Annotated in this window: 17 protein-coding genes; 6 read left to right on the top strand and 11 right to left on the bottom strand. The window is 30.8% G+C overall.

Features of this window, described 5'->3' with window-relative positions; genetic code table 11:
• Positions 1-139: 139 nt before the first annotated feature.
• The 3 genes from G558_RS13525 to G558_RS0110770 all read left to right on the top strand — a co-directional run bounded on the left by G558_RS13525 (position 140) and on the right by G558_RS0110770 (position 2,620).
• Positions 140-1,177: a replication initiation protein gene (locus G558_RS13525; RefSeq protein WP_051188655.1), complete on the top strand. Its 1,038-nt coding sequence runs from the start codon at positions 140-142 to the stop codon at positions 1,175-1,177.
• The gene (locus tag G558_RS0110765) at positions 1,167-1,373 is read left to right on the top strand and encodes a hypothetical protein (RefSeq protein WP_028830169.1); all 207 of its coding nucleotides are present in this window, start codon (positions 1,167-1,169) and stop codon (positions 1,371-1,373) included. Before G558_RS13525 ends, G558_RS0110765 begins: the two co-directional genes overlap by 11 nt.
• A gap of 107 nt (positions 1,374-1,480) precedes the next feature.
• Positions 1,481-2,620, top strand: coding sequence for a phospholipase D-like domain-containing protein (locus tag G558_RS0110770; protein WP_028830170.1), 1,140 nt, complete (start codon positions 1,481-1,483; stop codon positions 2,618-2,620).
• A gap of 70 nt (positions 2,621-2,690) precedes the next feature.
• Here G558_RS0110770 and dcm read toward each other — a convergent pair whose 3' ends face one another.
• The gene (gene dcm, locus G558_RS13140; protein WP_036931927.1) at positions 2,691-3,650 is read right to left on the bottom strand and encodes a DNA cytosine methyltransferase; all 960 of its coding nucleotides are present in this window, start codon (positions 3,648-3,650) and stop codon (positions 2,691-2,693) included.
• 421 nt (positions 3,651-4,071) lie between these two features.
• On the opposite strand from dcm, the gene G558_RS14440 reads away from it, so the two are divergent.
• The gene (locus tag G558_RS14440) at positions 4,072-4,200 is read left to right on the top strand and encodes a hypothetical protein (protein ID WP_278233978.1); all 129 of its coding nucleotides are present in this window, start codon (positions 4,072-4,074) and stop codon (positions 4,198-4,200) included.
• 71 nt (positions 4,201-4,271) lie between these two features.
• On the opposite strand, the gene G558_RS14050 is transcribed toward G558_RS14440, so the two are convergent.
• The 9 genes from G558_RS14050 to G558_RS14055 form a co-directional block, all read right to left on the bottom strand.
• Complete coding sequence (locus G558_RS14050; RefSeq protein WP_156888557.1) at positions 4,272-4,409, bottom strand: hypothetical protein; 138 nt, start codon at positions 4,407-4,409, stop codon at positions 4,272-4,274.
• 54 nt (positions 4,410-4,463) lie between these two features.
• Positions 4,464-4,982 carry a hypothetical protein gene (locus G558_RS0110795; RefSeq protein WP_028830171.1) on the bottom strand — a complete coding sequence of 173 codons (519 nt, stop codon included), beginning with the start codon at positions 4,980-4,982 and terminating at the stop codon, positions 4,464-4,466.
• Positions 4,983-5,374: 392 nt separating this feature from the next.
• Complete coding sequence (locus G558_RS0110800; protein ID WP_028830172.1) at positions 5,375-5,611, bottom strand: DUF2922 domain-containing protein; 237 nt, start codon at positions 5,609-5,611, stop codon at positions 5,375-5,377.
• A 16-nt stretch (positions 5,612-5,627) separates the two neighbouring features.
• Complete coding sequence (locus G558_RS0110805; RefSeq protein WP_028830173.1) at positions 5,628-5,852, bottom strand: DUF1659 domain-containing protein; 225 nt, start codon at positions 5,850-5,852, stop codon at positions 5,628-5,630.
• Positions 5,853-5,875: 23 nt separating this feature from the next.
• Positions 5,876-6,394 carry an N-acetylmuramoyl-L-alanine amidase gene (locus G558_RS13145; RefSeq protein WP_051188656.1) on the bottom strand — a complete coding sequence of 173 codons (519 nt, stop codon included), beginning with the start codon at positions 6,392-6,394 and terminating at the stop codon, positions 5,876-5,878.
• Between the two features lie 19 nt (positions 6,395-6,413).
• Positions 6,414-7,391 (bottom strand): replication initiation factor domain-containing protein, encoded by a 978-nt coding sequence (locus G558_RS0110815; protein WP_028830174.1) that lies wholly within the window; start codon positions 7,389-7,391, stop codon positions 6,414-6,416.
• 49 nt (positions 7,392-7,440) lie between these two features.
• Positions 7,441-7,827 (bottom strand): single-stranded DNA-binding protein, encoded by a 387-nt coding sequence (locus G558_RS0110820; RefSeq protein WP_028830175.1) that lies wholly within the window; start codon positions 7,825-7,827, stop codon positions 7,441-7,443.
• On the bottom strand, positions 7,820-7,969 hold the full coding sequence (locus tag G558_RS14125; protein ID WP_169337722.1) for a ribbon-helix-helix protein, CopG family: 150 nt from the start codon (positions 7,967-7,969) through the stop codon (positions 7,820-7,822). Before G558_RS14125 ends, G558_RS0110820 begins: the two co-directional genes overlap by 8 nt.
• Positions 7,970-8,057: 88 nt before the next feature.
• Entirely contained in the window at positions 8,058-8,213 is a 156-nt protein-coding gene (locus tag G558_RS14055; protein WP_156888558.1) for a ribbon-helix-helix protein, CopG family, read from the bottom strand.
• Positions 8,214-8,652: 439 nt separating this feature from the next.
• On the opposite strand from G558_RS14055, the gene G558_RS14485 reads away from it, so the two are divergent.
• Entirely contained in the window at positions 8,653-8,802 is a 150-nt protein-coding gene (locus G558_RS14485) for a YvrJ family protein (RefSeq protein WP_071604478.1), read from the top strand.
• An 81-nt stretch (positions 8,803-8,883) separates the two neighbouring features.
• Entirely contained in the window at positions 8,884-9,717 is an 834-nt protein-coding gene (locus G558_RS0110840; protein ID WP_028830176.1) for a tyrosine-type recombinase/integrase, read from the top strand.
• A 1,127-nt stretch (positions 9,718-10,844) separates the two neighbouring features.
• Here the strand turns inward: G558_RS0110840 and G558_RS0110855 are convergent.
• Entirely contained in the window at positions 10,845-11,420 is a 576-nt protein-coding gene (locus G558_RS0110855; protein ID WP_028830178.1) for a hypothetical protein, read from the bottom strand.
• Positions 11,421-11,800 lie beyond the last annotated feature (380 nt).

Below are 11,800 nucleotides of genomic sequence, written 5' to 3' on the forward strand. Positions count from 1 at the left end.
CTAGTACATTTAGGAACATACACTAGTACATTTAGGAACATATGTTAGTACGTCAAGGAACATATGTTAGTACACTTAAGTTGACAAGTACTATAATATGCTATATTATTGGATATAATAAATAATAGGAGGTGCTATATTGTCTGAAATAGTTAAGTATCATAATGATTTAAATACTTTGCAAATGAGTGGCTTTACAGAAAAAGAAATAGATATATTTTTTTCTATTTGCTACAAATTGAAGAATAAAGGAAATAATAATGTAAATATGACTTACAGAGAAATCAAGGAATTATCTAACTATAAGCACAGAAGCATAAGTAAAATACATGATTCTATTGATTCTACCTTTAAGAAGATTTTGGGACTATCTATTAAGATTGAAGATGAAAACAGTATTGCCAGGTTTGTATTATTTACTGATTATGTCATCAACAAAGATAAGCAATACATAGATTTACAGGTGCATGAGAAGTTCAAATATCTTTTGAATGACTTTATGTCTAATTATACTAAATTTGAGTTAAAAGAGTTTGTAAGTTTAAAAAGCATTTATTCTAAAAATTTGTATAAAATTTTAAAACAATATAAGAGTACTGGTTGGTATGAAGTTTCTTTAGATCAGTTCAGGTATCTTCTTGACGTGCCAAAAACTTATGATACAAATAACTTCAACAAGAGAGTTCTAAGACCTATAATGGATGAGTTGCCTGGTTATTTTAAAGGTTTGAATATTGAGAAGTTGAAAAAAGGCAGGAATATTGATAGATTAAGGTTTACCTGGGCGTTAGATTCATCTAAGAAAGTTGAAGTTTTACCAAATAACAAAGTCAAAGATCAAGTGATTCAAAACAAGGTAGCGGCAGTAAAAGCGGCAATAACAACATTAAGTGATTCGGAAATTGAAGTGCTTCTTGATGCAGCTGATGTAGGCATTATTTTGGAGAAATATTATACATTGGCTATAGGAAAAAATATTGAAAATTTAACTGGTTTTTTGTTATCTTCAATAAAAAATGACTGGAAGAACTCTTCTCATGTATCAAAAGAATTTAAGAAAGAGAACAAACATGATAAACCAATGGATGAATTAGAGGCTAAATTTCAGAAAAAACTATTTGAAAGAATATCTAAGAAGCAATCTGATCAGGGAAAAGAGAATAATAATGATAACTGATATAATAGCAATATTGAATATAGATGGTGGAACATATCTATTAGAATCCAGAGGGAAGATGCTAAATAAAATAATTAAAGAAGAGATTGAATTCATTATAAAAAATGATTTTAATGAGGTCTTTGATGGAGTGGATCAGGTTGTTGATGTGATCTTGGAGAAACTGGGAATTGAGTTGAATTATAGACGGATATAAATATGACATATGAAAACTAAAATTTGATTAAAAAAAACAACTATGATATCATTGAAATATCAAATTTAATAAACAGATAATCAATGAAAGAATGAGGTTATTTAAATATGTTTTATAAAAATCAACCTGAAACACAAAGAGAAAATTATAAGAAAATGTTGTCTATCATGGGAAATTTAACATTATTGTTTTCAGAAAGTCCTTGTCCATATTTACCATACAGGGCACATGAGAACATATTCTGTAAATATTTAGAGGCAGAGAATTTAGCAAGATTTGATTGTTCTGCCGATGCAAAAAAAAGCAAAATTGGTATAGGACTCAAAACATGGATGGGGAATGATGATCAAAAAGTTGCTGAATTTGGAAAATTAAGAGAAAAATATAAAGATTTAACTGGATTAGAATTGATTAGAACTATAGCGGAATATCGAAATGAAAGAATTCGTGTTACTAAAAATTTGAATGGAATAGATGAAATGATTTATCATATAGTCAAAAGGATCCCAGGAGCAATGCAAATTATAGAATGTGCATTTGATTATATCGATATAGAAAAAATTGCGGTTATTAAAAAACGAGGAAACTTAAATAATACATATTTTCATGATGGTAAAAATACTTATCATTTTAGCATTTCCAAAAACACTTTGTATATGTTATTTAATACAAAATCAGTATTAGATACTTTTGAAGTAGAAATCATGACTGACCCATATAACTATTTATTAAATCTTTCGAATACAGATAATACATTTAATATCATTCCAAAAAGCACGGTAGATAAAGAAAATCAAATTTGTTTAAGACTTTATTCTTTAAAAAGTGACGGAAGCAAAAGAATTCATGAAAAAAGCGGATTAAATCAATGGAATGCTGAAGGAAGAACAAGAGATATTAATGAGATATATATCCCTTATCCAGTTGAGGATAGGAAAAGGAATAAAAATTTTTTTCCTGGAAGAGATGTAGTGTTTAATCTTCAATTGCCTGATGGTACCAATATTCAAGCAAAAGTATGCCAAGATCAAGGAAAAGCTATAATGAGCAATCCAAACAAAGTTCTTGGAGAATGGTTACTAAGGAAAGTCTTTGAATTAAAAGAGAATACATTAATCACCTATGAAATGTTAGAGACATTCGGTATTGATAGCGTTATTTTTACGAAAGAATCTGATTTAAACTACTCAATTGATTTTGCTGAAATTGGAACATATGAAGAATTCTATGATTTAGAAAAAGAATAATGATCAAATAAAAAGCACTATAAATAGTGCTTTTTTGTTATTTGTGCAATTAGATCATAGGGCATTCTATTTATTTTATTGCTTCCATTATCTCATCGGCAATTCTCTTTATGACTGTTACCACAACAGAATTACCTGCTTGCTTATAAAGGGCTCCATTAGATAAATTTTCAGGTAAAATAAATTCATTTGGAAATCCTTGTAAGTTAAAACATTCTCTAGGTGTTAGTTTTCGGATTTGCCCATCATGTGTCATTATTAATGGAACATTATGACCCCCAGTCCCCATATTTGCAGTAAGCGTAGGGCAAAGATTACTTTTATTTTCACGTACATAAATTCTACGCCATTGATAACAAGTTTCAGAATGAGTAATACTTTCTTCTAACTTATCATAAAATGAACATGATTCGGTATAATAAAATTTTTCGTCTTGAGGATTGTCAAAATCAATAACATCTTTTAAAGATTTTTCAAGCTTTATGGGCTTTGGAAAATCGAAATTTTTATAGTGCTTCTTGTTTTTAAAACATACTAGATATATTCTCTCTCTTGTTTGAGGAACATTTCCATAATTACAAGAATTAAGTACCATTGTTTTAACATGATATCCTAAATCTGATAAAGACTCATTAATTATATTAAACGTATTTCCATTATCGTGAGATACAAGATTTTTTACATTTTCAAGAAAAATTACCTTTGGTTTTTTTTTCTTTATTATTCTTAATAATTCAAAAAATAAATTGCCTCTTCCTTTTTCATCATCAAATCCTTGCCTATAACCTGCAATTGAAAAAGCTTGACAAGGAAATCCTCCTAACAATATATCAAAATCTGGAATATCTTTAGATTCATTTAGATCACAGATATCACAGATATCCATTTGAACATCTGGAAAATTGGTGCTAAAAGTAGTTGCAGCATTCTTATCAAATTCATTAGCGTATACAGTTTTAAAGCCTGCCATTTCAAACCCTGTATCTATTCCCCCAACTCCCGCAAAAAAAGAAGCACAATTAAAATTCATAATAACATCTCCTAAATATCAACTAAAAAATATTTGCGGCGTGCCGCAAATATAATGCAGACTCAGTATAACAAAAACAACTTAAAAATTCAATATTTATATTCATAGAGAAATTCCTCAATTATAGAGAATTTTAAACTATGTAATTTGAAGTTCAATCCTCTTTATTGTCCTTGAATGACGGATTTTTCAAAAAATCCATAAAAAAAGGATACATATTTATAACCTGTATCCTTTAAAGTATTGCCATTGCTTTATTACAAAACAACTATTCCGAAAACGTATATTTTAAGAATAGTTGTTGAGTGTATAAAAATAAATATTATATTTGTGAAACATATTCATATTTATGGTTATATATATAATATTAATATTTTTTGTTTTAGATTTACATAAATAATATAGAGAGGAGGAATCTACAATGTCATATGATCCAGATTTAAGTTCAGAATATGAAACAGTTGTTGACGATTATGATAGTGTTGAAGACATGTGCAATGATTTAGGTTTAAACTTAGATGAAGTATATGATGATGAAGACGAAGACTAATAAACCTGATTTGTAAGAAAAGAATGATGTGTTATTAACGATAAAAAGCCCCATATATTGGGGCTTTAAGTTTATTTATTTTTCTTCTTATAATTCAAAATCATCATCGTTATAAATGCGGATGCACTCAATCCAAGCTTTGCTGCTTCTTCAAGAATGAGCTGCTTTATATTCTCTTCTAAGGTAATATTCAATTTTTGTTTGGCCATGAATTTTACTCCTTTATTTATGAGAGAGGTCCTCCTGGGACCTCTCATTTTATTTTAATACCATTCTCTGCCATTCATGATATGCAGCCATTCTCTCTTTGTGTTTTCCTCATATTTATAAATATAAGTAAATCTCAGATAGTGCTTTACTTCTGTGCTTACTACTTCACATCCATCGTGTTCATCAATCTTTGTGTGGTATAGTATTTTTATAGGTTGCTCGTTTTTATCAAGAGCGGTCACTTTATATTCATATGGCAAAGTGTAAAAATCTTCTTCAGAATCCGTTATTATACTTTTGAACTCTTCAGGGTCCTTTATAGCACTTTCAAATTCTTCTACAAAATATATTGATTCTGGTGTGATACACAGCTTTGCATCGATGCCATGCATATTATAAAAACTTACAATAAAATCATTGAAGATTATCTTATCTCGGTCGCTTAGAGTACTATATCCTTCTATTTGTTTTGTGTCTACTCCAAATACTTTAACCAAATCTTTTTCATTTTCAAGCTGGTAGTCAACAAGGTTATTTGTTTCAAATAGCTTAATAATATTATCTCTTTTCATATCGAATCCCTTCTGCCCTGAGGGCAAAAATATACATAAACAGACCCTTCCTTACTTCATATTATACGCCTAATTGACGCATAATGCAAGCTTTTTTATATAATATAAAGTAATTTTTAAGATCTGGATTTGGGGTTTATATCCTATATTAGACTTATCTAATTCTATTGTTGAAATCAGGTAAAGCGTTGCGGTGGAGGGTGCGAACGCTTAAAGGGAGTTTGTGGTTGAGTCCCTGATGCTACAGTATTGTTGAAATACTGGCTTATTGACTGGCAAAGCCTGTCAATTCAGTGTCCAATAAATCGGACAGTAAAAAACCCCAACTGGTTTTTAAACGAGTTGGGGTTGTAAAGACAATTTTAAAACAGGCTGGAATTTCCAATAATTTATTAGATATTCATGTTTATGTTACTGATTTGTTTTTCCTCAATGTATGCTTTATCGAGCCCAACAAATGTATCACCTTGTGATAATTCTATTGGATTTTTTTGAATTATAAAATTTGATAATGCTAACACATCTACTGGATCAACATCATCTGTCGATTTTGAACCACTTAATGTTATTGTTTTTTTCTTACCACTTGATGTGATAAATACAAGATTTATACTTCTTTCTGTATCCATATTTTTTTACTCCTTTCTAAACCTCCGTTATACTGTTGCTTATTTTTTCAAATAGAATGTAACCATTATTATTTACCAGTGAATCTATCAATTTGTTGAATTGAAGCATATCTGCATCTGCCATTTCATGATTAATGTTTGATATTGTTCTGGACTTGTATATTTGTTTGCCCATGCCATCAACTCCGTTTAACTCTTTTCTTTGTATTGCACGGTTTTCCATTGTTTTTGATACTGCCATTTTAATCTCCTTTCAAAATATATTTAAATAGCACCTGCTATAGCTAAAGCCAAATTTTTATAATAGTTTGTACCTATTATTTTTTTCATTTCATTTTGATTATCTATAAATAGTATTTCGATTAATACTGCTCTGCATTTTGAATTTTTTAATACATAAAAGTCCGCAAATTTTTTACCTCTGTCTGGAATATTATATTGTTTGTTAAGGATCAAAAGATTTCTATGGATGTCATTTTGAAGTTGTTTTATTTCCAAAGTTGGATTTTTTTTAGCAAAAATTTCAAAGCCAGAAGCTGTTTTTGATTGTGATGCATTAAAGTGAACAGAGATAAATACATCATCTTTTTTAAGATTAGTAACTCTATTTGGAAGGGATACAAATCTATCATCACTTCTTGTAAGATAGGCTTTTTTTTCAAGTATTATACATTCTTTTTGAATGGCTAGTGCTACTGTAAGAGCTTGATCTTTTTCTAAGAATCCTTTTCCGACTGCTCCTGGATCCTTTCCACCGTGGCCAGCATCTATCCAAATGCTCATGTTTAACTCCTTTTCTCAATCAGTTGGCTGCACTTTTTATTTCATCCAGGAATCTTTGATATTTCGGATTTATTCTCTCGGTACCGTTTATTATTATTTCTTCTATTTTTTTCATATCCCCTTGGTAGTACTCTTTAATTACTGCCAGACTTGGAGCGACCTGCTTATTTACCCAGCTTTCAAGTTTATCAATATCTATTTCTTCAGGCTTCATGCTAAGGCTTATACTTTGTGATGTTTCGAGTATGTTCTTCCACCATAAGGCCATGGGCCAGCGTCTTTTGTTTGTGTCTGCTGTCGGATTCACAAATCGGATATAATTATTGAGAGTTGCACTAAATATATGTCCTACTGTTTTTTCATTTTCGGCCAGATAAATTGCCAGGGTATTAGCTCTTTCTCGTTTATATACTATTTCTATTCTAATCCAGTTTGCATCGAAATTTTCCTGTTCCTTAGCTTTATCATAGATTCTTATATAAAGATCGGATGTCCTGCTGCCAAAGTAAATTGATTCTCCTGTTGTTATCTGACTATCTTCTGATATTTCTTTTTCTGCAATATATTTATACTGCTTAAATCTGGTTACTATATTGTTTTTATATAGATATTCAAGCATAGTTTCAAAGTCTATACTTTCATCTTTGATATCCATTGCCAAATCTATTCTTGAAAAGTTTACATTTTCCTCTTCATAAACAAGAGTCTTAATAAGATTTACTGTGTCATTTTCTGATTCATAATACCTTACACCCTTGCCTGACATGATAAAATGCACTCTCATTCCATAATTTCCGTTATAAAGAATTGACTGTCCATTGAAAAAAAGCCTGTTTTTATATCCGAATAATCCAGTATCCAGGGCTTTCATTTTCTTTACATCATATCCCCAGGATTTTATTTTTTCTTTTTCTGAATCAATTTCTCTAACATCAGTAAGTGCAGTATATTCAAGCCAGTCACATATTATTTCGTTTTTTTCTTTTGTACGTTGCACCCCCGTGTTACTATACGGGGGTGTTGTTTTTACAATAGAAACTTTTTCTTTAGAATGGGACTTCGTCGTCTTTAATTGCGGTGTATTCATTTTTATATTCATTTGGCTTTACTTCACCTTCCTCAGATTTTGGTTTTTCTAAGAAATCTATATATTCAGCCATAATGCTAATATTTGTATATGTTTTTTCTTGTGTCTTATTTTTCTTTATTTCAAGTTTTCCTTGTACTAAAATTTTTCTGCCCTTTTCACAATATTTGGCTAGGTTTTCTGCCAGGCCATAAAAGGCAACGATATCTATGTAATTTATTTGTTTTTTATCTTTATACTTTTGTTCATTTACAATTGTTGCAGTGGCATATGCAATCCCGCTGCTTGTATACCTAAGTTCTGGATCTTCTGTCAATCTTCCTAAAATAGTTATATTATTAATCATCTTTATGTTCCCTCCCAATGTTTTTATAATATTCTTCAATAACTTCTCTACACACAGCTGAAATAGATTTCTGTTCTCTAATTGCTTTTTCTTCGATAAGATTGAATGCTGCTTCATTTATTGATACATCTATTTTTTCCATTTTTACCTCCCCTTAGTTATTAGTTTAACGTTATGACGTTATAACGTCAATACGCACTTTTATATTTACTCATAAAAAAGACAGAGATTTATAAATCTCTGTCTAACATTTCTTTTACTATTTTTTCTACAAGTGCTGATGCAGACGTACCTTCTTTTATTGCTTTAATCTTTAGCTTCTCCAGAGTTTCTTTTTCCATGTAGATTGTGACTCTTTTCTTTTCCGTGCTTACTTTCTTTTCCATATTGACTTTCCTTTCTTCATTTTATAAAAAGAATAGATTTTATGAAATTTTTCAATGTAATTTATCTCAGATAAACTACCCCTTTTTTATTATAATGAGAATATCATATAAGATTATACACGTAAAGACGTTATATTGCTATGACGTCATAACGTCTTTAATTACTTATTTTATTTATTTTTTTTCTTTTCTTGTCCAGGAGCGTTATTAAATAATTTAGTTTGTCGGATCTATTTCAAAACTATATTTATTTTTAAAAACTTTCTAACGCTCCTGGCTTTTATATTATAAAAAAATATTGCCGTCAAGGGCGAAAAAATTTTTCAAATCGCTTTGCTGAAAATTTTTTTCTTATTTCCCTTGACTGCAATTTTAAAAACGGATTGACGATATAATTATTATGAGTTACGGTGATTCAAGGCTGGGGAAAGGATAACAAATGGATGTATTATTTCAAAATATTTTGGAGCAGGGCTTTCCTGTGGTTATATCTGTTTACTTATTGGTCAGGCTTGAAGGTAAGTTAGATCAGCTTGAATCAACATTAACTGATTTAAAAATAGAGATATCTAAACTTTCTATACGATAGTTTTTTTGAGCTGTTATTTTTCAGCTCTTTTTTTATCTTTGTATATAAATTGTATTATACGATTTGAAAGGAGTTTTTGAAATGGCATTTTCTAATGTTGAAATTATTGAAAATTTCAGGTCATATCTGCGTTCTGGGGGGTATTCTGACAATACGGTAAAGCTATATTGTGACATTGCTTATGCGTATATTCTTTTTTGTTTAAACAGAGGAGAGTTCAAAGATAATTGTTATATAAACCATTATTCTGATTTTAGAAAGAGAGAACTTGCTAATACAACTTTGAATATTCATATTTCCGCTCTGAAGATGTTTTACAGGTCGATGCAATTTAACTTTACAACTACTATAAATATCGAAAGAGAAGCAATCAGGACTTTTGCGGGATCAAGTAATATTCCTAATGTTTCATCAAGTGATGTAAATAAATTCATGAAGCACATCAATCTTTATCCTGATTCTTCGGTTGATAAGGCCGTTATCCATCTTCTTTATGCTACAGGTCTTAGGCCAAGCGAAATCATTTATCTTGGTAAATCCAGTTTTGAGATCTTCGAGGGACGATTTGTGGTCAATTTTTATGAGCAGAAAAAAAGAAGGTACCGTGCTGTTCCTTTTTTTGAAAAAGAATCTATTGATGTGGTGAGAAATTACCTGGATTCTATAAGTTCAATCAAGGTTCCTTTCCCCCAGATCAGGAAAATTCAGTACATATTTGCTAATCATTCCAAATCAGTTAATCTTAGTATAAATCCACGACTTATGAGGCATTCCTTTGCTTACAGGTGTGCTAATGTATATGATCTTACTGTGTCTGAGCTTCAGGCTGTCCTGGGTCATACTAATCCGACCATGTCGATGCGATATGCACTACCTCACAATGATGATGTGAAGCTTTTGGGTGTGAAGTTCTAGCCTGACAATCCCTCGGGGGGAGGGCGGTCGGGGCAGGAGGTGTAGAATTCTTGCCTGACTCTCAATAAAAAAATGGGCGTTGTGGAGTTGTGGGAAAAAGTGGTTTTCTTTTTTCCATAAATCCATGATGCCTGGCAGTAGTAGTAGCAGTCGTAGTCATTGTGGAGTTGTGGAGAAGGCGGTTTTCCTTATCCATCAAATCCATAATGATTCTTTTTTCTTTTCTTTTCTTCCTGACTCTCTGCCAAGCGGAGCGGCTATAAATGAGGAGCGACTCGACATCGGACAACGGCGAAGCGTCCGAATGGCTAGAAAGTCCCCCCCAGGTTCCCTTAACTCCCCCCATCTACAATTACATTTTGAGTGTCGAGGGGGGGCCCAGGGTTGTAGGGGGGAATGGGGGGAAAGGGATGGGGGGGAATGACGGTCGCTTCCGATTGTTTTTTTATGTTTTCCTGACTGGCACGGCCGGTCAGATATGTTTCTGGCTGCTTAATCTGCTCGATTTTGAGCTGATGAGCTGCCAGGTTTATTGGATGCTTGTGTTCTCGGACTTTTATGTATGGCCTGTAAGTTTAGAGATCACTAGCTTCCAAGGTCTTCGACCTGCAGAGTTATGCTTGAATATAAAGTAAAAAAAACTAATGAGCCTGGGGCTGATTAGTTTTTACTGATGGGGGTTTATATAATATAATTCTTTTATATATAATTTTGGGGATTTATTAGTATACTATCATTGAAATAAAAAAACAATAGTAACTTATTGAATTATTATTATTCTTATTATATAATAAGAAATAAGAGTAAGTTATAATAAATTTTATGAAGTGACAGGAAATTTCAAAGATTTATAGGAAACTTTCAATATCAAATGAATATTTTTAACGTCTAATCACTTGTATTGCAGTACAAGTGATTTTTTTTATGTCAATTTATAGATTCTTAATATTTCATTGCTGTTATGACTAAGCCAGCGACACTTATAATGACCATTGTAAATTCATAATAAGTCATTTTTACCATATGATTCTCCCTTCAATAAAAGTAATTATTATTGAAAGTTCCCTATGAAATATATTATATCATAGATCAAAAATTATTGAGTCCGATTGAATCACTTTTTTACATTATTTAAATAAATTTTTCCAAAACCCTTTTCTTATTTCCACTTCCTGTTTTTCTTCTCTTGAATTTTCTTCAACATTTTCAACCAATTTTGATTTTTCTTTTTGCTGATGCAATAAAACCTGATTTGCCCTCTGCAGCTCCTGGGCTTCCGCAAGCCTCTGATTCAATTCCTCTATCTGCCGATCTTTTGTTTTAAGCTGCTCATGAAGAATATCAATCATCTGCTTTTGAAGTGCTTCACCGAAGTGCTTCATTTCTTCTTCCTGATGTGATTTTGATGTAGTTTTTTCTGAAAACCCTTGTTTTTCCGAAGATTTATCCGCTTCATCAAACTGCTTCGTTTCTTCTTCTTGATGTACTTCATTGAAGTGCTTTATTTCTTCTTCCTGATGTGATTTTGAAATAGTTTTATTATGTAATCTTTCTAATATAATGTTTTCATCTGATTCATCAAGGTGTATCACGCCGTTTACCTGATGTGCTTCATGAAGTGATTCAATTTCTGATTTATAAATCCTATATACCTGCTGCTTGGAAACCTTATTTTCTTTTGCTATTTGCTTTAAAGTTTTCATTATATTTCTCCAAAATCATCATTAGTTTAATAATCAAAAAATACTGTAATTTAAATTATATCAGAAAAAAAGAGACATTTATATATTAATAGTTAGGAATATTTGTGCTCAAATAAGGATAATAGACTATTATTAATAGTTAAGTCGGTTAATTCTTGCATTCGCTTTATAACACTGATTTTTCAACTAAATACTAGATTTTAAATATTAATAGGACCCTTGTTTTATATATAAAAACAAACAATCCTTTTATTGTTGTTTTATATATCTTTTTAAACATCTTTTTTAAAGATTATAGGGCTTTGAAACCCTATAAATTTCAATACTTACAGAGGCTATCCTAGTACATTTAGGAACATACACTAGTACATTTAGGAACA

Source organism: Proteocatella sphenisci DSM 23131, from assembly GCF_000423525.1.
Lineage (GTDB): Bacteria > Bacillota > Clostridia > Peptostreptococcales > Filifactoraceae > Proteocatella > Proteocatella sphenisci.